Here is a 24304-nt window from a genome sequence, read left to right as displayed (position 1 = left end):
AATTTAAAGGCTCACACAATTTGTGCGAAATGGACTGCAAATTTAATGAAACGTTTGAATACTTGGAAGATTCTTGCCGAATTAATTTGCAGTGCGCTTTCCCGTAACAAACAAACAGGCTATATTTGCATCCTTAATAAAACAAGAAGATCAACTAATGATTACAAATAGACAACTCTGCCACTTGCTGTTCTCTTCGCTTCTTTGCGGGTTAAGTTTTTCAATGTCCGGTTGTAAAGAGAAGGATATGTCGCTGAAAATGAACGAACCACGAAATATTAAAGGAGTGATTAGTTACAAGCGGTCGTTTGGCGACTTGAATGACAAGCATTTGCAGGCTGCTCATGCATTGGGCATCCGTCCTATATCTTCGCGGGAGGAGGCTGAACAGATGACAGATGGCTTGGTGCATATTGAAACCAATGACCATTATGTGGTCGACTCGCTTACGCATTCTATTCCCTATCTGGTACCTCGTGCCGGTACATTGCTGGATAGTATTGGTTTAATCTTTATCGATTCGCTGACCAACAAAGGGTTAAATCCCAATCAAATTGTGGTTACTTCGGTGTTGCGCACTCGCGATGATGTAAAACGACTGCGTCGTCGCAATGGGAATGCGTCCGAAAACTCAGCCCATTTCTATGGTACCACTTTTGATGTAAGCTGGAAACGCTTTGCGAAAGTTGAAGACCCTGATGGACGCCCTTTGCAGGCTGTTGGAGCCGATACGCTTAAATTAGTACTTTCGGAAGTACTGCGCGATATGAGTAAGGCAGATAAGTGTTATGTGAAGTACGAATTGAAACAGGGATGTTTCCATATTACCACGAGATAGTACGTCGTGCACCATACTATGTGGTTGTAGAAAATCCCCATTCACTTCACTCTTATCTTCACAGACGATAGTGAAGTGTAATGAGGAACACAAACAAAACAAACAATATTTTTTAATACCCATATAGCCATGTGAATAATTCTTTTTCTTCCGAGAACTTGAACGCATGTAAGTCTATAATGATTTCATGATCGGAACAGGAAACAATGGGGTAGTAAATCAGTCTGGATAAATCCAATTCTGCCCGATCAAGCATGATCTGATATTGCTCATAGTTGACTTGGGTTATTTTCGCCTTGTTTAGCATAATTAGCCTTATTAGTCGGGCCGAACGCTCATAGGCGCACCATTGACCATTTTCCTCATACAGATACACTTTGGAGCTGTTTTCTGACTCACGAATAAGAATATCAAGTATATCCATTATATGTTGCTTTTTTATTTAATTCAACAAGATGTTAAAAGTATAGTTATTATTGCGATACAGCGAGTAATTTCGATTCACGGTTGTATTGGGTCCATCTGCACCTAATACAACGGTATATGTTTTCGGGTTGGCATTATTCTTTGTTGCTGTGATAATAACAGAAGTTCTGTTTGATTGTGACGGAGAAATGTTTTCTCCGGTTTGGTAATAGAATAAAAGTTCTGTAGCCCCCCCTTTGCCGATTGTATTATTACTATTAAATAGTTCGACTATGTTGTTGGAGAAGTTTCTATCGGTAGAGCTACGTGGAAAGAAATATGTTTCTCTAGATGGTTTATTAATTTCTATTTTATTGATTCGATACCGATCGTTGCTATTTGCAGCACTGATGGCCAGCCTCAGACTATTTGCCATGCGGCCCATCATTATTCGTATATTCTGATTGGCTGTAATTTTTCCTTCATAATAGCCGAACATGTACATTTTTCGATCTGCTATTAATCCGGTATTTGAATTGAATTGTAATCCTACGCAAATTTCTTTTAATTCGGCCAGCGTAGAAGGCCATACTGGATAACTTCCTTGCATATTGGCCACCAAGCAGAGTGTTTCAATATTGTTACCACTATTTCTTAATGATACGTTCCATAGATAATTGAGCTGTGGATCGGTCAAGTCTTGAGTTTTCGTATCTTCTGCAATGAGTTGTCCTTCACTATTATAATGCAATAAGCATAAGCTATACATGGGATTGTCTGTGAGAGGATCTTGTGGGATTGTGGCGCGTGAGTCTACACTAATTTCAGCACATTGCAAACTTAATTGAACGGCTACTGTATCTGCTTTAGATACATTGCTCATCCATTCTTCGTTTTTGGTACAAGCTGTCAATAATAAGCAGCTTAGTAAAAAGATATATGCTTGTTTCATCTTCGATTGTTTTTATATCTGTTTTTATTTATTCTCCACTAACTGTTGTGCTCCACGATGTTTCCTGCCAGTTAGCTACTGTAATATTGTCTTTAATTCTTACAGTTATCTTGTAATTATACGAATAACCGGCATAGAGTACTTTATTGACAATGGAAAAAGTAAACTGTGTAGGTACTCCGTTTACCATTAAATTGAGAATAACCACCATGGGGGTGGCACGGTTGTCAATAGGTAATAGGCATATCTCCCCCCGTAGACTTCCATTCTCTTGCTTCTTGATGTCACTCTCCTTGATGAATATACGGTTGTAATTAGCACACATAATAGCCGGAATAGAATCTCCTACATTAGTTAGCGTGACACTACCTTCCCTTATTCTATCTATTTCGATACCATCTTGCATGACTGAAATGGAAGAAACTCCTGTCTCTTTATCTCCTGACAAATCGAATGTCATACGAGCCGTGAGTTGCATCAGCGGGTTAAGCAGAATAACTTTACTTTTGTCCGCTTTTGTAATGGTCAATGAGGTAGTGGCAGTTTGTATCCAGTGATCGTTATTGGCTAAAACGGATTCGCCGTTATTAATTACCATTTGCCCATTGCTATATTTATGAGCCGGAGATACTGCATTAACCTTATAGACTCCTTCTGATAAATACATCGGATCTTTGCTCTCAGAGATGATTTGTCCCGTCGTATTATTTATCTTGCAAGGATAGAGGGATTGTGACCCACCGTCTGGGGTACGCACCACATAATCCTGCATAATAGCAGCCTGTGATCCTTTTTGGGCTATGAGACGTAGGGTTGTTCCTTCGGGTAAATTAATGATTGTTTGTAGATCCGGATGATCTACGGCTCGTGTTCCTGCTTTAGCTGCCGGAGCTACTGCATAGACACCTGATAGTTGAGGTATAATGGCTACGTTTTCTGCATTATAGGCTTCCGGCGATTCTTCCTTGTTGCATGCCGATAGTGTCATCATTGCTATCAATAATAAAACAATTGTTCGATATATTGCTTTCATTTTTCTCCTCCTTTACTTTAGTTGGTTTTTGTGTCGCGCACACAACGTATCAGGCAACCATTACTTCGGATTTCCGAATTGTATATCATAATTTGGCTGCTGTTAGAGTCGCCTGCAAATTTCATTCGCACTGTACATGAATTATCGCCGGCAGTTGAGCTAGTCCAATAAACAGCTTCGGTGCCACTATAGATTAGAGCCGGACGATCGATGTTTTTCGAATCATTACCGACATGTATATATCCCGAAATGGGTAGTTTAATTTGTTCAACAGGCTTATCCCAATTGGCGGCTTTAGCAACATTATCAGTAGAAAGAGAACTACTGTTAGTTGCCGGATACCGTGAGATAACCAATACATTACGGTATTTGTCTCCTGCTTGTGAAGCATCTGTATGTTTGTTATCCATAGGTAAAATTCCGGCTTTTTCTATGTGCCATCTTAGGAAGTATGCATTATTTGTACCTTTTCGCTTCAATGCGTAAATAGAATTGCCTCTGCCTACGGTTAATATTCCTACGTCTTTTCTAACTCCAACGTAAATAGATGAAGATCCCGGTTCCGGGTCGTTAATTTCTTCTTGGGTATACATATTAGAGTGTGGATGTTGACCTAGACTGAACGTAATATCTCCTGCCGATTCAGTGGATGGAATAACCAGCTTAAACTCATCTACAGTTGGCAAACGCCACCCCTTAGGACAAGGTTGCTTTTGAGTGCTTTCCCAATTACTGCCACTCGTTTGATGCCCGATATCCCAATCTTCATAAGGGTCGTTGGTGTAATAATAGTTAAACTTAAGGTTTTTAGCATCCGTTGGGTTTTGTGCTATTTGAAAAAAATAGGTTAGGTTTTGTAATCTTTTTATTGCTATGGGCTTTTCATCCTCTTTATCTACAATAAATGGATAAGGTTGTGATTCTTCTTCATGCCAATTTCCGTTTGACGGAGCAGACACTATTCCTTTTGAGTCTTTTACCATTTTGACAAAATAAGGGATGTTTCTTCCAAATTGATAATAATATCCACGGCTATATTCCCATTCCTGATCATTAGCCAAGGGATCACCACTGGTTGCACCCAGATTACGATCCATCCAGGTAATACCTCCTATGGTCATAGAACTACCCATTTGCTCGTCTGTTTTTATCTCCTCGGAGGGTATCCAATCGTAAGCACGGGGCACGATAGTTACAATCAGTGAACTCTTAGTGATGGTAATAACCATATCATACTCACGATTGCTCTCAAACTTAAAAGGAACCTCTACAGGGGTATTCACTCCTTCTGCCATGGTGGAAACAATTTCTGTTTCTTGAGTTGTTGTCTCTCCTCCTATTTGAATATTCACCTTGATTTTCATCGAGTGATTTGCTCTGTCACTACTCACCAGATTGCTTTTTCTGGTAGGAAATACCATCGGAGTAACTGCTTTGTTGTTGGTAGTAACAGCAGAAGCTATGTTATTTACTGTTTGAGTGCCATTATACACCGTACAAGACATGCTTCTGCTGTCTTTATCATTTAAGTTGAATTTACCGTTTCCCATGTTTAATGAACCGCTTGGATAGTCTGTTAAGGCTATTGATTTTAAGTCGACTTGGATATTTCCGTATTCCGAATGCTTCATTACATACATGTTTAACTTAGCCAATGTATGGCCGAATAATAACTTGATCGTACCTGAATTTAAATAGGTTTGATTTTCTTTTTTTGCCCACATTACATCCGTTAGAGGAGCATCTTTCGGGTATTCGATCAGGCAAGTAGGTGCTTCGTTCGTGCCGGGTATGATGGTAATAGGCTGAGAAGTGCTATTGGTTACTGCATAAAAATTCAACGTTTTCCCGTTGAAAGAGTTTGCAGTAATGCCTTTGATACTATTATGGTCTGCCGACTCATATCCGGTGACCGGCTGATTGCTTGCTGGGGCAGTTAAATAATTCTGTTCGAAACTGCTCCCTTGTATAGCGTAAAGCTGATAAGCAGTTCCTTCGGCAAACTTCTGTTCGCTTGCAGCACGGGTAAATATACCTTTATCAGAGACAAGGCTGAATAGGCCATTACCATTGTCGGAAGTAAATTCCGAATCATCCGTACACGACAATGCAGTTATGATTGTCATGATTGAAGTGAGGCTGTATGTTATTAAATTCCGACTCATCGTAGTATGTTTTTTCTTTATAGTTTTAATGCTCTACTTGTTTATGGCTTTACAGGTACATAAATCAATCCTCCCTTTTCCCATCCATCTAATTGACTGGCAATAAGCGTGAAGGAGTTTTGTTGGAAATTAAAAAGAATCTCATAGCTTTCACCTGCTTGCGCTTTGTTTATAGGTTGGTTATTGGTATCCATTAATTGTATGTCTATAGTCGAATCAATTCTTTTGTCTATTTCTACGCTATTGATCAGCTTTATATCGGCAGTTAAACGAATACTTTGCAGTTTGCCGATGTTATTGACTGGTAGCATTAGAAAACAAGTTCCTATCTCTTCCGTATTATTTTCAAATATAATATCGGGATGAGTAAGTGTTAGATTGCTGGTTGCATGTTTAGAGGAGTTGACTTGATAACTCATTTCTTCTGGAGCATTATTCCAGTTCCACTCAGTGGGGAGATAGCTCATCGGGATAGTAATTGTGATGTTTCCAACATTTCTGATTCCGGTCATCGTTTCATGACGTCTGGCTTTGAAAATAATCTTAGTTAATGTATGTTTGAATGTCATAGTCTCGTTGAACGGACTGGAAGCGCTTCCACTGACTGTGTTCGAAGTGCATACATCTACTGTTCCGGGGCTAGCTCCTACAGGCATATTTAATGTCTGATAAGAACTGCTTGCTTGCATATCCATTGGCGAGAAACCACTGATGTAAACCGTCGAATTATCTTTTGGATAAGGTTTTCCAGTGTTTAGTTTCTCTATAGAATAGGCGTTCAAATCATTTACATTAACAGTCGTATAATCGCCTGGTTGAGCCTTCCATAGGATTAGTTTTCCACCTATAACCGTTGAACCCAAGCTGCGGGTAACAGCTATTTTCATTGTTTTTTCGCTGTCGGGGAAAGAATAACTATCTTCCAATATCGTGTTGCAACTGCTGAAAATACCGGCAATCGGAAATAGTATATAAAGTATTGTATATTTGATTTGTTTCATGACTTTGTTCCTCCATTGATTAGTTACCTGTTTCTATATCGATATGCGTGATTCCTTTAATACTCCAGGAAGCTACAATGGTATTTACCTCTATCGTCTTTTCCTGTATAGGAGCAGTAAATGATTTTATATGTACAATATAGTAGTTGTTACGTAGTAAACCCGAATTCTCGCTAAAGTCTTTGGGAGAGTTGATAAACGTTTCATAATACTGCCATCCCCCCTCATAAACAATGAAATCCTCGTCGGTCAGTTCGGTTATTCCGTAACCTTTTAGAAACTCTTTTCCTGCATCAATACTGCTATAGCATATTTTCTTGATATTTTCGGAGGCTTTCTTACAGACATAGAAAGTTCCGTTTGCCAATTTTTGTTGGGCTTCTGATTCGCTTAATACAGTAATATTGTTTATCTGCTTTGGTGTAAATTTGGCTGCTATTTTTAGATATGTACCAACTTTTTTAGGTATACTCAGGTCGCCTGAATAGGTGTTCCCCTCTAAATCTATTGTGTTTTCCAGACAATAGATACCTTCTGTATAGCGACCGACTTCTTTTTTGATTCTAGTTGCATCGAATTTTAAAGCAGGTGCTCCTGCCATTACCGTTTCGGGTGATGTGAAAAAGTTGGATTCAAAAGATTCACTTATCGTTTTTGTAATCCCATAATTGGGATCTTCATTATTAGCCTTGGCAAACGGATAAAACTTTTTATTGGTTGTGGAAAGCACGTAATGTATATCGGATAGGCGTATATAACCGTTTTTCTCCGGCAATGATATATATTCTACTCCATCCACATTGTCAGTACTACAAGTGAGTAGCACTTTGCTTACTACACGGTTCAAAGAAACATTGATGGGAATAGTCTCATCGGCTACAATTTGAATTTCTTTACTGCCGTCATTGGAAACGGCCTGTCCGGTCATGAGAAAATTATTATTAGTAGCGATTTTACTAATTTCATTGAGGCTTTGTTCCGGGTTCTTATCAGGTGCATTTTTAACAGCATCAATTTGCTCAGTGGTCATGTTTGCTCCGACAAATATGGTCTTTATTCCCTCTGATGTTGTTACATTAATAAATATTTTTTTATCATCTGGAATATTGGCTATAAAACTATAGTCTTTTACTTCACTCGCATCTACTATGAAAACTGTTAATTTCTTAACAGAACTCTCCTCTTCAGTACCCGCAAGAAAATAACTGTTTGCTCTTGTATGGATATCAAGATCTTTGAGCGAAAGTAAAAGTGTTGCTTGGATCATCGATTTCTCTTTTTGAGGGTGCGTGTCGATAAATAAATCGTTATTTTCTCCGCATCCACTAAAATAGATCAATGAAATGAAAGTTATCAATAAATGATATGTTAGTTTAGAGTATCTCATTGTTTATTTATTTTAGAGTTCGAAATCATTGAGCTGAATGACCCAGCCGTTTATTTCAATTACTGTATTAATCAGTGTCAGCTTTTCATTGACGAACAACGTTATTTCAAAAGAACTTTCGCGATCGAGATACTCTTGCAAAGGCATCTCTTTATAAAGCTCTAATCTGATTAAGTTTAAGTAGTGTGTAAGTATCCCGTTGCCTAGTAATTCCTCTCCGGTTTCTTTGTTTATAATGCTGAGGCGAGGAATTTGGGTTTCTAATAAGCGCGCCACACTCATTTCTGCAATTGCTGCAGGATACTGAAGAGGCGTGGACCTAAATGCACTCGAGGTTATGACACCTTGCTGAATGAGAAATGGTTGATATGTTAAAAGGTTATCATCTAACAGTGTATTGTCATAACTCATATGACCATTTTTATCGTAAATGGAATAGCTGAAATTGTGCACATCTAATTTTCGGGATGGCTCACGGGAGCTTTGGTTCACTTGCGCCAATACAATACGTACATTATTGGTGTTTTTTATTAATGAAATGGGAATAATTGTTTGCCGATCACTTCTTGTGAACACTTGGTTCACAACCCGTCCATGCCATAGCGGTGATAATTCCTTATTTACAATGTATTTTCCTTCCTCTCCTTCTATGGCCTGCATCTCTTTGCTTTTCTCTCTTAATGTTTTTATTGTGAGGTCTTTAATGTTGGATTTGCCAGGTGTTAAAAGGGGAACAGCAAATGATTGATCATCTAATCCTGCCCAAGTGACCAAATGATAGTCACCCGGTTCGATATTTACGGTCATTGAATAGTTGTCATTGGCAAGCATTGCACCCTCTTCGGTTTTTTGGTAAATAAAATTTCCTTTGTTGTCAAAAGCGTAGAGTGTTACTGTTTTAACTTCTTTTGCAAACGCGTCTACCTTTTCCATATTGTAGTCGTATGTAAACTTAACTCTATATTCCATACTGCAATCTCCATCGCTGAAATCCAATATAGAATCGCAGGATACCATTACGGTGGTCAACACAGCGACTAATAGCATCCTGCTTGTCTCTTTAGGAATGATGGTAAATATGCGTTTCATACTTTTATTTTTTTGAAGAATATTTATTGTTTGAGTTCCGTTAAACTGATTCCGATTAAGAACGTCAGTTTACGGGAGAAGGGGTTTACCTTCCCCCGTTTTGGAAAAGAACGATAGGTTTGTTACAAATCAAATGCATTAAGGTTGGTAGTCCATGCATTAACTTCGACCGATAGTTCTAATAATGGTGAGGTACCTATTGTTTCGGGAAGGACAGTACCTATTTGGGCTATTGAACTAACTCTTAGCTGATAGCTATTGTTGCGAACTATCTTTTCCACATCGCCTGTTTTAATTGAAGCCACATAATAGCAGATGCCATTTTCATATTTGTGTAAACCAAGTGCAAGACAGTCTTTAATTGAGCTGTTACTTGTTATGCCGGCAAAATTGTAACCAGCGTCTACCATTTCCTTGAAGCTTACAAATAGTTTATTGTCCGGAGTAACGTAGAGTGTTGTTCCTTCAGCTGTATTTTCTACTTTTATTTTTGCTTTATAAACGATATTAGTTTTTGTTGCTAAACTAGTCTCATTGTTTATATTTTCAAAACAATAGGTTCTGTGTTCATCCACAATATCGCTAAACGCTTTGAATGTATAATTTGTAGTTAGGGCATCAAATGCATTGTACAAATTGGGAGTTATTAATTTATTTTGAGCCAATACGTAGGTGCTTTTTTGCAGACCTGCAAATGAATAACCAACTAGAGTAACGTTGATCTCTTTTTGATTATTGACAGAAGTATTCGCTACTGGAAACTCTTTGTCTGTACTCATTTCTATAAGTTTTGCAACGACGCGATCAACATTTACTTTGACCTTGTTTACACCTGTAGTGAAGGTTTCAACAACGGCAGCTCCATTAGCGTTACTCATTAAGAACTTGCCCTTTTCTGCCACGTTACCTGATGTCTCTAATATATTGTCTGAATAATTAGATATGTTTATTTCGTGATTGCTGTAGTTTGATATCTCGTCTGATGCTATCTTTGTTTTTAAATCTGAAGATGCGTTTAGATAGACATATATACTAGCTCCCCCTTCGTAAACACCGATCTTGTCTTTTAAATAAAGAACAGCATTCTCATCACTGGGCGTGTCAGTCTTAAAATCTTCTCTACTGACGGTTACTACCGTTTTTCCCTGGGCTTGCTTGATAACGATCACAGCATCGGTAAAACCACTCTCGTCTACGGTTGCAGCCTCGGTAGCTTTGGTTACCGTTGAAGCTGGAAATGTAAATCCGATTTGCATGAGCGCATTTTTTTCTGTACTTAGGTTATCGTCGCTGATAACACTTTCTTCGTTACTACAAGATGCCATAGCTACTAAGGCAAGACTTGCTAAAAATAAACTTTTGAGCTTCATTTTGATTAATTTTTAATGAAAGAATAATTATTTTTATTGAGAATCTATTTATTCTTAATTTACCTGTCAATACGGTTATTAATTGATACTTTCATCTAACCGACGAAACAAAAGTAATGTGATTTCTCGTGTGTTACGATTGGTGTTTTTATCAATTATAAAGGGTGTATTTGACATTCTTTAATAGATTACTTAAGTGGGGGGTGTTTTCGTCAGAGTTGATTAATATATCACCTATCTTGACTAAAAAATAGCTGTTATTTTACTATTTTCTTTCTGTGAAATGATTTTTATGGGTGATTTGCAGAAAGAGTGATATATTAAAGTGTAAGGTGTATGTTTTGTTGCCAAAATATACACCTTACACTTTAATCAATGGATCGGATAGTTCTGTTTTTTAGCCAATTCAATTAGATTAGCTTCTGCTTCGGTTGCTCCTAATGCTTGGGCTGCATTGAAATATTCTTTTGCTTCACCTAACTTTCCTTCGAGCATGGCTACTACTCCCAGATTATTGAGCGTAGCTCCTTCTTCGGGATTCGCTTTATTTAAATACTGCTTTATTAAGGACAGATTTCCGTTTCTTTGAAGCTCTATAGCGGCTGCATTTAAATTGGCTGTAGCATCGTTTGGATATATTTTTATAGCAGTGTCAAGAGATTGATTAAATTCTTTGCTTCCAATTGTATAACTATTCGCTACGGCTGATATCTCTTCTAAACTCAATAATTGAGGGGCTTTCTTGATGATTTCTTTGGCTTCTTCAAGATTAAAACGACGTATGGTATACCTTACTCTATAGTCGGAATATCGTAAAGTCGGGTAACATTCGTTTAACAGATACTTATAAGCATCTGCCCCAATTAATTTGGCAATTCGTTGTTCTTTTATATCAAGATTGGGTTCATTGCTGTCGATGATGGCAAGTATTGCTTCTTTTTGATCCATTGTTGAAGAGACTATAAACTTACGAAATCCATCCCAGTTTTCAGGGGTGTATTGGGATGTAAGTAGTCCTTTATCAAACTTATAGTGATTCTGAACATATTCTATAAGTGATTCCATGCGTCCCTTAGCCAAAAAAGCATTGGTGCTATAATTACCTTCGGGTGAAGCATATCCATGTATCTCTATACTTGTAATTTGGCAGTAGGGAGAGCGAAGGCTGTCGATCGTTGCAAGAATATTGGCCAATTCGATAGTATTATTTCGATATTCGGGAGAAATATTGGTTTGGTTAACACGGAAATCCAGAAATGAACGTCCTTCCTCCATGCGTTCCTTTACCGCTTCTGCTTTCGGAATAATATAAGCTATGTGTGGGTTTATTTGCGGCAAAACAATATTGAGTTGAACGATCGGTTCGCCGGTCTCTTCCTCTATTATATTACAACAGCCACATATATCTGTGTTTAGTGTAAGTTTGGCTTTTTCCATCCATAACTCATAGGGAAGCTGTGTTTTATAATGAATTAATTGCTCTGTCTTTTTTTTACGCCGCAATATAAGGTACATATCTTTTGGGACATATTTATTTCGTTCGTGTACCATTGCCCGTCTATGTCCGTATACAGCAATACCTGGCAGGGCTTTTATCTGGCTGTATGTTTGTAATACGGGAACCAATTGTATTGCTTGATTAGAGCTAATATTCATATCCTTTTGCAAGACGATGTCCATTGATATCAGTAGATTGTTCGTATCATCACGTATGACCGATACTTTTTCTATTTGTATCTGATTTTTGAATAACATCTGTGAATGAACTGACTGTATTGATAACAGCGAAAAGAGGGTATATAGTATTTTTTTCATTTCATTTTGTTTATTAGAATAAATAAATTAAACTGATTGCTGCTTTTGTGGGACCTATGTAGTTCTTATGTCCCTCGTCGACTTTGGCACCACAAGTTTTACACTCAAACTGTTCATACTTGACTCTTGCGTAGCCTAATCCGATATTTCCCTCCAGATTCCAATGCTTACTTAGCATCCATTGGTATCCGTAAGATATTCCTACACCATATAGGTTCCCCTTGAAGCGATAATCCTTTAGGTTAGGCCAAATACTTAGGGGCATTTCTATTCCCGATGCTTGATACACGCCCGCATGAGCGTGGAAGCCGACAAAATGTCCATTAAATCGGTCACAAAACCAATACCTGAGTTCTGGTTGGAAGATGAGCATCTTCATCATTTTTTTATCGCTATATGACCACGGATTATAATTGGCATATAGATCTAAACTCGTTTTTTTACTTAGACCGATTTCAACCCCGAGATTGATGGTTCTGAGAGCATCCATAAGGATGTTTGTTTTGATGCCTACCGATTGTCCATATAATAATGTGGATACGCATAGGCACACGAATGTGAGTACTATTTCTTTTCTTTTCATTGTGTAAAATGTTTTTCTTTGTTTACACGTAAAGGTATGGATATTCTCTTGATTCGTTCGTTGGCATATTCGTCTTTTTCAAGCGGTGGTTCTTGCAAAAAAACATTTTTTATATTGTAAAAGTGCTAACAAATTTATTTTAAATAGATAATTAATCTCTGTTGAATGTACTACTCTCTTTTTCCCTCTTTTTCCTTTATTTGATGGATTGTAAATTATTCATTGATAAGGGGTGTATTATTCATATAAATTACGCTAAAAAGGAGAACAGTGGTAGATAATTCATTAAAGATTTGTGTTTTATTCATTTATAGTTAGAAAAATTTTTCAGATTCAATTTTTATTCTTATGTTGATCAATGCTAAGAAAAGTATGCTTTAAAAAGTGATGTAAATTTATGACTAGTCATTAAACTAAAACCGGGAGAGAATGCCATGAAAACTTTTTATTATTTTGTTGTACTAATAGGGTTGCTGTCATTTACAGCATGTGAAAATTCGGATGATATTTCGGATACTGATTCTTCTTTTGAGTTGATAAAGAAAAAGTATGGAATTGAAGTATTATATGATACGGAACATATTAGTAAAATTCCAGCTGTATCTACCGAAGAAATGAAAGGTGTCCTCGAAGCAGTTCGCATTAATAGTAATGTATATCATGAATGCTTGAAAGGAAGTATAGTCTCTAACTTCCTAAATGGCATGAATGCAAATACAAAATCGCTTAAAATGCCTGTGCAGTACCAGACGAGTACGCGCACTGGCTCTACAGCCAATAACTTTATTCTTTGTGTTCAGCTTAATTATGAAGTAGAAAATGATAATGTTTATTATTATGGTACTGACTATACCTATTCATCTACTTTGTTTTATTGGCATATTAATGGTTTTTCGTTGAGCCTGACTAAAGACTCTGGAGACCATTCGTATACATTTACTTCGCAAAGTTATCTTTATTTTAAGGTATATGATCAAGAGAATTGCTTGGTAAGGGTTCCGGTTGTTTTTCAAGGACAGTATGAATTTAAATTAGAAAAGGGGAGCTATCGTTTTCAATTAGGTGTTTGATAAATAATTAAGAATCAGTTTTTCTGTTATGAACAGTAACCTGCACGCAAGGGGGATTCTTATGAATAGTGATGGTAGTCGGCTTTTAGTACAGCAAATGTTTGTTAAATGTGATTAAATGGGATGTTTTATTGTTTTATTTATATACATTTACTTCATAGAATAATATTTAAACATAGCTGTTAGCCAAATGGAGAAACGTCTTGTGTCGATTATAGTGATGTTCTATTCGTTTTTATGTGTGTTTTCTTCTCCTGGTTCGAATTATTGGACTTTTGAGACAATAACAACTAAAAACGGATTGAATAATAATACCATATATGGGGTGTATTCGGGAACGAGCAATTTCATGTGGTTTTCAACTGATGTAGGAATCACTCGTTATGATGGTTTTCGATTGAGAAACTTTCCATTGACTAATCATTCTGAATCGGGTGTACACATCTTATCAAAAGCAGTAAAAACGATTAAGAAAGATGTCGATGGACTGCTTTATATGCAGCTTGTCCAAGGAGGTGTAATCTGTTTTGATATAGTGAAAGAGGAATACAAGCAAATCCAGTGGAGTATTCCTATTAATGAACGTAATATTGTGGATTTCTATCTATCGCCTCAAAATGAACTTTATTTAGCTACGGAAACTGGACTCTATGTTGGCAAGGTAAAACGACAAGAAAATCAAGTAACTTGTACTCTTTCCAAGCAGCCGGCAATAAAGGGAAATTTCTCTTTGGTTTGTGGAGACGGTAACCAAGTAATCTACTTAGCTACGGCTGATGGGAAAGTGCAAGAATACACAGTGCCTACAAAGAAAATATCCAATATAGAGCTGAATGCTTCTCAAACAGATTGCCGAATTACTAAGTTATCTATTTGGGGAGATTATTTATGGATATGCCGAAGATGTGGAGATGTGTATTGCTATCATACAAAACAAAAGATAGTACGCCCTCTTAGTGAAGAGATGCATATAGATGCTTCTGAACGATTAAATTTCTATGTGAATGATATCGTTTGTGTGAGTGATCAAGCCTATTATTTATCGACACTGTTTGGATTATATCGTTTGACATTCGAAATGAGTGACTTACTAAGCAGTCCATTTACAATGAAGCCTGTTCGAACGAATGGATCAGTAGTTACCAAACAGCTGCTAAAAAGTACAATGAGAAGTCTTTGGTGGAATAACGAACAAGATATTTTGTGGATTGGAACCTTCGGTGAAGGAGTGATGAAGTTTAACTTAAGTGTAGAAACGTATAACAATGTCGACCAGCATCTCGACTCTGAAGTGAATGATATTGAAGAAGATTTGAATGGATATATATGGCTGGTTACCGAAAAAGGGGGGGTATGGAAGAGTACTATTCCCAAATTATCTCCTCAAACAGTTTTTGAACCTTGGACTGGTGGAGGTAGAATGTCGGGTAAACATTGCTTATATAAAGATCCAAATGGCAATTTGTGGCTAGGTGGTCATACTGGTGAGGTAGTATACATTAACCCGATGACACAAGTGACTAAAGTAATACAGTTAGAGCCTGATGGGGAATCTGATTTTTCGGCTACCATTCGGCAGTTTTGTTTGGATTCGAGAGATCGATTATGGATTACCACTTCTGATGGATTAATACAACTGGATATGTCTACTCAAAAGAGTAGGCGAATACTGCCCTCCAATGAATTGATAAAAGAGGGCTATGCTATAGCTGAGGATAAAGAGGGGGGGATCTGGTTAGGAACTACTACTGGTTTGCGAAGGTTAGAGCTTGTGGGAGATCAAGTGAAAATAGTAGGAGGGTATGAGGAGAGAATGGGGTTGGACGTATCACCCGTGTATGCCATATACGTGAATAATTATAATCAGATACTGGTTTCTTACGGCAATAAACTTATCAAAATAGATGGACGTGATAAGCATAAAGTAGAATCTTCCTTTACGCTTATGGACGGATTAACCAATGGACACGTTTATTGTATGATTGATGATCAAATGGGTAATACCTGGTTAGGTAGTAACTCTGGAATTATGACCGTTCGAAACGATCATGCCTCTTTTTATAATTATTCTTTGCTAGGAAGCTGTAGGGCTGTATGCAGGCTTAAAGACGGGCGACTATTATGGGCAAATTTCAGAGATATGATTTTCTTTGATCCGGTAGTGGTTAAGAGCCCAAAGCATAAAAAAAACCTTGCTTTAGCGGATCTTTTTGTAAATGGAGCATCTGTTGGGGTTGGTGACAAGGTGAGTGATCGAACTCTTCTGTATACTTCTCCTGATCAACAAAAAACGTTTGTCTTTGATGTAAATGATCGTGATTTTAGTTTTTATTTCTCCGATTTACACTATGGTATCATGGAGCGAAAAATGGCTTATCGTTTACTGCCTGTAGAAAGTGAATGGACTATTATCTCAATGGAGAAAGGGGTTAGTTATGCCCATCTATCATCAGGTAAATATACACTGCAAGCAAATCTTATTTATCCCGACGGCACCAAAGGAGAGGTGTTGGAGGTACCGATAGTAGTGCAAGCTTGTTGGTGGCAAACAATCTGGGCTATTGTTTTATTTGTGTTTATCTTGCTTGGGATAGGTGTATGGGCTTATCGCTACTTTATTCGGAGAGTAAGGATTAAACGAATTTATCGAGCTCGAGAACTCTTTTTCAAAGAAGCGCTAAAAATGAACAAAGTAAAAGAGGAGCAGAAAAAGAAGATGGATGAGATACGTAATCGATTACTTACTCTTCTGATGAAAGAATTACGTACCCCTCTCTCTTTAATAATTGCACCTCTAAAAGAGATAACCACTGAAAAAGATCTTTCGCAAGGGGGGATGGTAAAAGCACAAATGGCTTACAGGAACTCCATTGCTATGGTTGATATTTGTAATCAACTCTTGGGTATTTATACGCAGGGAGCTGCTGAGGAGATATTGGAAATAGCACCTTATTCTATTAAGAAAATAGTCGAATCAATCTTGCTTTCGGTGAAAGATCTGATTGTGGTTCACTCTATTGATTTTCAGTATAATATGAAGGTTAAGAAAAATGCCGAGGTTTGGATCAGTAAACGGAAAATAGATTTTTTAATTCATAATTTAATCTCCAATGCGTTTCTTCATATTCGTTATTCGGGAATTATCACTTTATCTGTTTGTGAAACAATGGCAGAAAATGGATCTCCTTATTGTAAAATAACGGTAACTGATAATGGATCGGATGTAATTATATGGGAGGAAGATGAGGAGGAAATGTGGCAAAGAGACTTTTCCTGTTTGGAATTAGGAATGAGTACGATGAAGACTATTATCCAAGAGCATCATGGAACCATTTCGTTAGATACAGGAAAAGGAACTCAGGTAGAAGTTATGCTTCCGCTGACAAAAGATGTGTTTAAAGATGATCTTCATGTGAGGTTCATCCAACCTGAAGAATTAGAGGAGCTAGCACAAGATAGTGAATTCAATAAATCACCAGGTTTAGAGGAATGCACTGAATTGTCGGCTGATATTCCGAAAGAAATTATACCTCATAAGAAAACATTATTGGTTGTAGAAGATCATAAAGAAATTCGTCTTTATTTGAATATTCTTTTGGGCAAAGAATATAAAATGCTTATGGCTTCTAATGGGCAGGAGGGGGTTGAGTTAGCGAAGAAGGAGTTGCCCGATTTGATTATTTGCGATGTGATGATGCCTATTAAAGATGGATTTGAATGTTGTAGAGAGGTGAAGGAAGGTTTGGATACTTGTCATATTCCATTGATTCTGTTGACTGCCAAAGTAGAAGATGAGGATGTACTCAAAGGATTAGAAATGGGGGCCGATGATTACATGCTTAAACCTTTTACACCGAGCATTTTGAAGGCAAGAGTGAAAAATCTTATTGCTGGACGGTCGAATTTGAAGCAGATGTATGGTAAATTGTTGATGTTGCCAGAGATCGGTAGTGATACGTCCGATGACCTCTCCAATACTGTACTGGAAGATCCATTTATCTGTTCAGTTATTCGTATCATCGAAGAGAACCTCTGTGAAGTAGATTTTAATGTAAAGAAACTAGCCTCTGATTTAAATATGAGTCAACCAACTTTATATAGAAAAGTAAAACAAAGCACTGACTATACAATTATCGAGCTTATTAGAGGGGTACGTATAAAAAAGGCTGCGTTGCTGTTGAAAGAGAAGCAATATAGTGTTGCAGAGGTAGCTGAGATGGTTGGGTATAATGATATTCCGACTTTCAGAAAGCACTTTGTAGATACTTTTGGTACTACTCCTTCTACTTATGTTGGCTAAGAGATGCAATGAAAAAATAATTTGCTACCTTTGCACCCTGAAATCAACTAAAGAAAGAGCAGCGTGCAACGATATTTTATTTATTTAGCTTACGACGGAACCAACTATCACGGATGGCAGATACAGCCCAATGGCATCACCGTACAAGAGTGCCTGATGAAAGCTTTATCTACTTTTTTGCGTCGCGAAGTGACAGTAATAGGAGCGGGTAGAACCGATACCGGAGTACACGCCTCGTTGATGGTTGCACACTTTGATCATGATGGAGATCTCGATACAGCGGCCGTGACAGAGAAATTAAACCGTTTGCTACCTGCCGATATCTCGGTGTATCGGGTGCGACAGGTCTATTCGGATGTAAATGCCCGTTTCGCAGCAACGGCACGTACCTATAAGTATTATGTTACTTCGACCAAACAGGCCTTCAACCGCCAATATCGATGGAGAATGTACGGTAAGCTCGATTATGAATTGATGAATGAAGCTGCACAAATATTGCTCGAATATACCGACTTCACCAGCTTCAGTAAACTACATACCGATGCAAAGACGAATATTTGTCACATTACTCATGCTGCCTGGACAAAGGTAGACGAAGAAACTTGGGTCTTTACTATTCGTGCCGACCGCTTTCTGCGCAACATGGTACGTGCTATTGTGGGTACGCTTGTCGAGGTGGGGCGCGGTAAACTAACGCTTGAGGGTTTTCGTCGTGTTATTGAGCAACACGATCGTTGCAAAGCCGGTACATCGGCACCTGCCAACGGACTCTTTCTTGTCAATGTTGAATATCCTGAAGAGATCTTTCTACCTCAGAATGTATAATACGTAATTTACAATTTAATATATGTGGTTATTCTTTGCTTTCCTCTCGGCAGCTTTGCTGGGCTTCTATGACGTATTTAAAAAGAAGTCACTTAAAGACAATGCAGTGCTTCCGGTTCTTTTTCTGAATACACTCTTCTCCAGTCTTATTTTTCTTCCGTTCATTCTTTTATCTATCTGTATGCCTCAGGTATTAGGAGGGACGATATTCGATGTACCCATTGTAGGGTGGGAAGTGCATCGCCTCATAATTATCAAATCTTTTATCGTGCTTTCTTCGTGGATATTTGGCTATTTCGGGATGAAACATCTTCCATTAACTATAGTCGGCCCTATTAATGCTACTCGCCCTATTATGGTTTTGGTGGGTGCAATGTTGTTATTTGGCGAACGACTCAATTTGTATCAGTGGATTGGAGTAATATTAGGTATTATTTCATTTTTCATGTTGAGCCGTTCGGGTAAGAAAGAAGGGATTGATTTTAAACATAATAAATGGATCTTCTTTATTATTCTGGCAGCTATAACGGGTGCTGTTAGCGGACTGTATGATAAATTTTTAATGAAGCAGCTCCCTCCAATGGTAGTACAGTCGTGGTACAATGTATATCAGCTGTTCATGATGGGCTCTATTATTCTGTTGTTATGGTATCCTAAACGAAAAACGACAACGCCTTTTCGTTGGGACTGGGCGATTATTCTAATATCCGTTTTCTTGTCTGCAGCCGATTTTGTTTATTTTTATGCCTTAAGTTATGATGATTCGATGATTTCTATTGTTTCGATGGTAAGACGCAGTAGTGTTATCGTTTCATTTATCTTCGGAGCCATGATGTTCCGTGAAAAGAATTTAAAAAGTAAGGCTATTGACCTTATCTTGGTATTAATCGGAATGTTCTTCTTATATTTGGGAACGAAATAACATTCCTTGTATGGGAAAACGGATATTCGGATGTACCGTTATCATTATTGCTTGCTGACAATGAAAAAAATACTCTTTATTCTTTTAGCTTTTAGCTTTTATTTTTCTGTTTCTGCACAAGAGGCAAAAACTCTGTTTGTACAAATGCCCGATTCGCTGAGTCCTTTATTGACGGCAGTGAATAGAGCCGATTGTATCGACTTTCTTGAAAGTAAGATGAGAGCACAAGTCGAGAATCGCTTCGGGCATAAATCTGAAATGACCGAGTTGAGTAAGGATTATCTCAAGATGCAAATGTCTCCACAGGTTAGCTGGCAGATGAAGTTATTGGCTACCAGTGATTCTACAAAAGTAATTTGTACGGTAACGACTGCCTGTGCACCTATTTGTGATAGTCGTATTCGATTTTATACGACTGATTGGAAGGAGCTCGCTGCTTCCGACTACCTAACATTGCCGGTACTGGAGGACTTTTTACTGCCTTCTGATTCGTTGGTTACGGAAGACTTAACTCATGCTCGTTCGCAAATAGATATGTTTTTGATGAAAGCCGACTTGTCAAAGCACGATGACACCCTTACCTTTACACTTACCACTCCGGAATATATGGAAAAAGAGACGGCAGAAAAACTAAAACCGTTTATCCGCCGTCCTTTACTATATCCTTGGAAGTCAAACCATTTTTAAGGTTTTCCTCCTATTTTGAATTCACTTATTTCCGGCATGGCAGATGTAAACAGGATGCGTACTGCGCGAATATTCTTACCAAAATTTCCTTGCAGTACTTCCTTCTTTCTACGTTCGGGGTTATTACGCTTATCTACTACCGTAGTCCATTGTTGATTGTCGGATGTTACTTCAATGACGAAGCTATGTTTCGCTTCGGTAGCGAAGTCGATTTCAATGTTACTTATATCATACGACGCTTCCAAATCGACACGCCACCACGGCTTTGTATCGGTCATGGCTGCTTTCCATGAACTTTGCAGGTCGCCATCATTTGCCCAGCTTTTATTGAAGCCTTCTGCTGTCGAACTAACGGCAGTAGGTCTGTTATTGGCTAACAACAATTCGCTGAAGGATGTGATACTCGAAGTTGATTGTGTATAGCGTCGATAAGGTCTGTTGCTGGCCAAGGGCTTACCGCATGACTCCCAAGTAGGAGTTCCTTTGGTGGTGATGGTCAGTGATGAGGAAGGTATCCCCTCTGCAGTAGCCTCAATAACGGTTGTTCCTGAATAATAGCTGCGGAATTCAATAGCAGCCAATCCGTCGCGTATCGTAATATCCGATGCTTCTTGATCGGAAGGCGGCATGAACCGGATAGAACGTCCGGTAGGAAACTCTCCGGGGCCGGATACGATGGTTAGTGTTACAGGTATCTCGTTGTTGATAGGTGTACCGGTTTTGTCAATGATTGTAAGCAGCAGATGGGCGTCATCTGTTCCGTCGGGAGCCTGTAATAGGTGTTTATCGGCTGTTAAACGAATACCTGCAGGTATTCCCGGTTGTGCCCATGTTGGTTCAACAGGCTCGCTATTTCCCTTGGCATATACCTCCCGGTACCAATACCACGAGCGTTTCGGAATGCGGAAGTAATCGACTATACCCATGATAGCGAGCCCTTCGCCACCAACTGTGCCATGATCGAATCCACACCATATCACCTGCCCTCCTCTCCACGGGGGACGAACGAAACCATCTTTTATGTCTCCCCATCCCGGTGCAAACTTTCCGGGTCGATGGGTGGTTATGCTTCCATATTCCGATACCATACTTGGAACGCCGGGGGCTGGAAAGGTTGCACCGTCTCCATTGTAAAATGCAATCTGGTTTTTGCCTAGCTTGTCGAGTCCTCCTCGTTGGCATCCACCAATGGCTACAAGACGGGTGTTGTCCCAAAGATGTATACTGTCGGTGGCTGTGTTTAGTAGATTTTTAACTCGTTCCAGTGTGCTCTTATCGGTAAAAAAGGCTTCATTAGACAGGCTCCAGGCTGTGATAGAAGGGCTGTTGCGGTGAATGCGAATAAGCTCTTTCAGTTGTGTGATGACACTTGTGTCGAAGGCGTCCTGATCTTTAGGTTCGGGTGGATAACAACCCGAAGAAGGGGTTCCCCAACCAAACCGGTCACCGGAGCTTCCTCCCATGCCCCATAATGCATTTTCAGGAAAGAAAAGCATTCCCAATTCATCGCAAGCTTGCGAAAAAGCGGGGTCGTGAGGGTAGTGTGATCCTCGGATGGTATTAAATCCGGCTTGTTTCATGAGTAACACATCCCGATAGAATCCGGCATTGGTTACTGCATCTCCCCAACCGGCGTGATCTTGGTGTACATTGGCTCCTAATAAATACAGGTGCTCTCCATTCAGGAAGAAGCCTTTATCGGCACTCCATTCGAACCATCGGATACCAAAAGTTGTCTCTGTTTCGTCGACCACTTTACCTGCTTTTCGTATGGTGGTATAAGCTTTATACAAATGAGGCGTTTCGGGGTGCCATAACTGAGGCGACAATATGTGCGGTAGTGTTTGTTCGATTGTTTTTGTTGAGTTGGCTGCCAATTGTTCACTGCTTTCCGTACTGGCTATGATCTTTCCGTTGGGGGCTACCACCTTTGTACAGATCTGAAAGGAACTCTTTCGAGTCGACTCATTGCACACTTCTGTTTGCACAATTACAGTCGCTTCTTTTTTTGAAACAGCGGGTGTCGAAACGAATGAACCTTTCCAAGCTACATGGAGAGGATTGGTGATATGTAAATACACATCCCGGTAGATACCTCCGCTAAACTGATGGTCGCCGGCTCGCGGAGCTACATCGGCTTTCCATAGGTTATTGACTCTGACTGCCAGTATGTTTTTACCTGGCTTGATGAATGGAGTAAGATCGTAGCAAAAACCCGTATATCCCCCTACGTGTTCGCCAATACGTTTTCCGTTTAAGAACACTTCACTTTGAATGAAAATCCCCTCAAACTCAATACTGATTTGCTTGTTTTTCCACTTATTGGGCACTTCAATCTCTTTTCGGTACCAACCGTAGCCATTATAAACCCCTTTCCACATGAAATAGGGAATAGAGAAAGAGTGAGGCAGATGAGTGAGTGTCCAAGCCTCGTCTTTGAATGATGGCTGTTCGGCACCGTTAAAATCGCCCAACATGAATCGCCACTCTCTATTGAGATTGATTTGTAGGCGTTCGGATGTGCCAAGCTCTTTTGTTGTTTGTTGCTTTTGATTGCCGCCATATAACTGAAGCATTGCACATAGGGTCAATGTAAGAAAGGAAAGATGTTTTTTGATCGTCATGATTCGTGTGTTTGAAAGAATTAGATGGCATTATAGTAAGAACAGGCAGCAGAAAAACGAAGTCATGTTTCTCCACTGCCTGCTGATGTATGGCAGATGAATGGTTATCCGTCTGTTTAGATACTCTCTTTTATTTCAAACACTCCTGAATAAATGCCACCATTTCGGGAGTATGCGCTTCGACACTTTGCAATAACTTAAACTGGGCTTTGGTGCGTACCAAGTTGTGCTCCGGATATTTTATTTTATAATAAGTGTCGCCGTTGATGTAATCGGCAAGGAAGCGAACACATTGCATATAGGGGAATAAGGCTGCTGCATAAGGCAGGTTTTCTATTTCGATGGGGGTTAAGAAGGAGTGAGCTCCTTCCAAGTATCCCTTCGTGAATGCTTTGAAAATCTCCATGTTGAAGTTGACGCGATCAAGGTCTTTGTCGTCTTCATCTCCGGTATTGGCACCTGTGCGCAAGAAGTCGCCATAGTCGGAGAAGATGAAACTTGGCATCACCGTATCCAGGTCGATTACGCACAGTACTTTACCATCCTCGTCGAACATCATGTTATTCACTTTCGTGTCGCAGTGGCATACTCGTTTGGGTAGTTTGCCTTCTCTGCCCATGCGTTCGGCCTTGCACATCTCTTCGGCACGCTTCTCGATCTCGTCTAGGAAATATTGCACTTCGGCTACACGTCCCGCCGCATTGTTTGCTACCGCTTCGCGGAGTTGTTTCAAACGGAATTCCATGTTATGGAAGTCTGGAATTGTTTCGCCCAATGTAGTCGGGATATCAGCCAACTTTGCCTGAAAATCGCCGAAAGCGACACCGGCATAGTACGAATACTCAGGGTTGACTGTTTCGTATGTTTGCGCACGTGGGATAAAAGACATGATACGCCAGTAGCTATCACCGTCGAACCAATATGTTTTACCGTTTTCTGCTTCGATAAACTGCAATACTTTGCGGTCGATATCGCTTTCTCCTTGTTCGGTTAGTTTCTTACGGATGTGTTGGGTCACTTCCGCAATATTATTTTGTAGCATCTCCACATTCTGAAAGATGGCATGGTTGATACGTTGCAATACATAGTCGGGAGCATCTGCTTCGATCGTATTTACTTTATAGGTATCGTTAATAAGTCCGCTACCCAATGGTTTGATTTCGCCAACGCTGCCTTGGATGTGAAAGTGCGAGACGGTTTCTTGTAGATTCTTCATGATTTGTTTTATTTTTTAAAGT

18 protein-coding genes are annotated in these 24304 nt (G+C 39.1%); 6 read left to right on the top strand and 12 right to left on the bottom strand.

The window, feature by feature from the left end; translation table 11 throughout:
• The first annotated feature begins 223 nt into the window (after window positions 1-223).
• Window positions 224-838, top strand: coding sequence for a DUF5715 family protein (locus tag TY03_RS07110; protein ID WP_148335624.1), 615 nt, complete (start codon window positions 224-226; stop codon window positions 836-838).
• A gap of 112 nt (window positions 839-950) precedes the next feature.
• Here TY03_RS07110 and TY03_RS07105 read toward each other — a convergent pair whose 3' ends face one another.
• The 10 genes from TY03_RS07105 to TY03_RS07060 form a co-directional block, all read right to left on the bottom strand.
• On the bottom strand, window positions 951-1262 hold the full coding sequence (locus tag TY03_RS07105; protein WP_042368570.1) for a hypothetical protein: 312 nt from the start codon (window positions 1260-1262) through the stop codon (window positions 951-953).
• Between the two features lie 18 nt (window positions 1263-1280).
• On the bottom strand, window positions 1281-2195 hold the full coding sequence (locus TY03_RS07100) for a DUF4906 domain-containing protein (protein ID WP_081713066.1): 915 nt from the start codon (window positions 2193-2195) through the stop codon (window positions 1281-1283).
• Window positions 2196-2223: 28 nt separating this feature from the next.
• Window positions 2224-3228, bottom strand: a complete 1005-nt coding sequence (locus tag TY03_RS07095; protein WP_042368566.1) for a BF2992 family fimbrillin-A clan protein — start codon at window positions 3226-3228, stop codon at window positions 2224-2226.
• A gap of 17 nt (window positions 3229-3245) precedes the next feature.
• Entirely contained in the window at window positions 3246-5393 is a 2148-nt protein-coding gene (locus TY03_RS07090; RefSeq protein WP_081713065.1) for an FISUMP domain-containing protein, read from the bottom strand.
• 41 nt (window positions 5394-5434) lie between these two features.
• Window positions 5435-6394 (bottom strand): fimbrillin family protein, encoded by a 960-nt coding sequence (locus TY03_RS07085; protein ID WP_042368562.1) that lies wholly within the window; start codon window positions 6392-6394, stop codon window positions 5435-5437.
• Between the two features lie 19 nt (window positions 6395-6413).
• Window positions 6414-7781, bottom strand: coding sequence for an Mfa1 family fimbria major subunit (locus TY03_RS07080; RefSeq protein ID WP_042368560.1), 1368 nt, complete (start codon window positions 7779-7781; stop codon window positions 6414-6416).
• A 12-nt stretch (window positions 7782-7793) separates the two neighbouring features.
• On the bottom strand, window positions 7794-8870 hold the full coding sequence (locus TY03_RS07075; RefSeq protein ID WP_042368558.1) for a FimB/Mfa2 family fimbrial subunit: 1077 nt from the start codon (window positions 8868-8870) through the stop codon (window positions 7794-7796).
• A 122-nt stretch (window positions 8871-8992) separates the two neighbouring features.
• Complete coding sequence (locus TY03_RS07070) at window positions 8993-10240, bottom strand: Mfa1 family fimbria major subunit (RefSeq protein WP_081713064.1); 1248 nt, start codon at window positions 10238-10240, stop codon at window positions 8993-8995.
• Window positions 10241-10612: 372 nt separating this feature from the next.
• Window positions 10613-12055 carry a DUF3868 domain-containing protein gene (locus TY03_RS07065; RefSeq protein ID WP_042368554.1) on the bottom strand — a complete coding sequence of 481 codons (1443 nt, stop codon included), beginning with the start codon at window positions 12053-12055 and terminating at the stop codon, window positions 10613-10615.
• Between the two features lie 13 nt (window positions 12056-12068).
• Window positions 12069-12638, bottom strand: a complete 570-nt coding sequence (locus TY03_RS07060; protein ID WP_042368551.1) for a DUF3575 domain-containing protein — start codon at window positions 12636-12638, stop codon at window positions 12069-12071.
• Between the two features lie 434 nt (window positions 12639-13072).
• On the opposite strand from TY03_RS07060, the gene TY03_RS07055 reads away from it, so the two are divergent.
• The 5 genes from TY03_RS07055 (at window position 13073) to TY03_RS07035 (ending at window position 20442) form a co-directional block, all read left to right on the top strand.
• Complete coding sequence (locus TY03_RS07055) at window positions 13073-13708, top strand: DUF5033 domain-containing protein (protein ID WP_042368550.1); 636 nt, start codon at window positions 13073-13075, stop codon at window positions 13706-13708.
• A gap of 190 nt (window positions 13709-13898) precedes the next feature.
• Entirely contained in the window at window positions 13899-18008 is a 4110-nt protein-coding gene (locus TY03_RS07050; protein WP_052332417.1) for a hybrid sensor histidine kinase/response regulator transcription factor, read from the top strand.
• Between the two features lie 63 nt (window positions 18009-18071).
• Window positions 18072-18833 (top strand): tRNA pseudouridine(38-40) synthase TruA, encoded by a 762-nt coding sequence (truA, locus tag TY03_RS07045; protein WP_042368548.1) that lies wholly within the window; start codon window positions 18072-18074, stop codon window positions 18831-18833.
• Between the two features lie 22 nt (window positions 18834-18855).
• Window positions 18856-19755, top strand: coding sequence for a DMT family transporter (locus tag TY03_RS07040; protein WP_042368546.1), 900 nt, complete (start codon window positions 18856-18858; stop codon window positions 19753-19755).
• 60 nt (window positions 19756-19815) lie between these two features.
• Window positions 19816-20442, top strand: a complete 627-nt coding sequence (locus tag TY03_RS07035) for a DUF3256 family protein (protein WP_148335594.1) — start codon at window positions 19816-19818, stop codon at window positions 20440-20442.
• Here the strand turns inward: TY03_RS07035 and TY03_RS07030 are convergent.
• Complete coding sequence (locus tag TY03_RS07030) at window positions 20439-23066, bottom strand: glycoside hydrolase family 2 protein (protein ID WP_081713063.1); 2628 nt, start codon at window positions 23064-23066, stop codon at window positions 20439-20441. The two genes, TY03_RS07035 and TY03_RS07030, sit on opposite strands and share 4 nt — an antisense overlap.
• A gap of 130 nt (window positions 23067-23196) precedes the next feature.
• Window positions 23197-24282 carry a phosphotransferase enzyme family protein gene (locus TY03_RS07025; RefSeq protein ID WP_042368541.1) on the bottom strand — a complete coding sequence of 362 codons (1086 nt, stop codon included), beginning with the start codon at window positions 24280-24282 and terminating at the stop codon, window positions 23197-23199.
• Window positions 24283-24304 lie beyond the last annotated feature (22 nt).

This window comes from Bacteroides neonati (genome assembly GCF_000499785.1).
GTDB classification, from domain to species: domain Bacteria; phylum Bacteroidota; class Bacteroidia; order Bacteroidales; family Bacteroidaceae; genus Bacteroides; species Bacteroides neonati.
This window is presented reverse-complemented; position numbering and strand designations above follow the sequence as displayed.

Coding starts and splice junctions, on each gene's coding strand:
- TY03_RS07055 (WP_042368550.1), top strand. CDS start 13,073: ATGAAAACTTTTTATTATTTTGTTGTACTAATAGGGTTGCTGTCATTT.
- TY03_RS07085 (WP_042368562.1), bottom strand. CDS start 6,394: ATGAAACAAATCAAATATACAATACTTTATATACTATTTCCGATTGCC.
- TY03_RS07105 (WP_042368570.1), bottom strand. CDS start 1,262: ATGGATATACTTGATATTCTTATTCGTGAGTCAGAAAACAGCTCCAAA.
- TY03_RS07030 (WP_081713063.1), bottom strand. CDS start 23,066: ATGACGATCAAAAAACATCTTTCCTTTCTTACATTGACCCTATGTGCA.
- TY03_RS07070 (WP_081713064.1), bottom strand. CDS start 10,240: ATGAAGCTCAAAAGTTTATTTTTAGCAAGTCTTGCCTTAGTAGCTATG.
- TY03_RS07025 (WP_042368541.1), bottom strand. CDS start 24,282: ATGAAGAATCTACAAGAAACCGTCTCGCACTTTCACATCCAAGGCAGC.
- TY03_RS07050 (WP_052332417.1), top strand. CDS start 13,899: ATGGAGAAACGTCTTGTGTCGATTATAGTGATGTTCTATTCGTTTTTA.
- TY03_RS07035 (WP_148335594.1), top strand. CDS start 19,816: ATGAAAAAAATACTCTTTATTCTTTTAGCTTTTAGCTTTTATTTTTCT.
- TY03_RS07080 (WP_042368560.1), bottom strand. CDS start 7,781: ATGAGATACTCTAAACTAACATATCATTTATTGATAACTTTCATTTCA.
- TY03_RS07100 (WP_081713066.1), bottom strand. CDS start 2,195: ATGAAACAAGCATATATCTTTTTACTAAGCTGCTTATTATTGACAGCT.
- TY03_RS07065 (WP_042368554.1), bottom strand. CDS start 12,055: ATGAAAAAAATACTATATACCCTCTTTTCGCTGTTATCAATACAGTCA.
- TY03_RS07060 (WP_042368551.1), bottom strand. CDS start 12,638: ATGAAAAGAAAAGAAATAGTACTCACATTCGTGTGCCTATGCGTATCC.
- TY03_RS07095 (WP_042368566.1), bottom strand. CDS start 3,228: ATGAAAGCAATATATCGAACAATTGTTTTATTATTGATAGCAATGATG.
- TY03_RS07075 (WP_042368558.1), bottom strand. CDS start 8,870: ATGAAACGCATATTTACCATCATTCCTAAAGAGACAAGCAGGATGCTA.
- TY03_RS07110 (WP_148335624.1), top strand. CDS start 224: ATGTCCGGTTGTAAAGAGAAGGATATGTCGCTGAAAATGAACGAACCA.
- TY03_RS07040 (WP_042368546.1), top strand. CDS start 18,856: ATGTGGTTATTCTTTGCTTTCCTCTCGGCAGCTTTGCTGGGCTTCTAT.
- TY03_RS07090 (WP_081713065.1), bottom strand. CDS start 5,393: ATGAGTCGGAATTTAATAACATACAGCCTCACTTCAATCATGACAATC.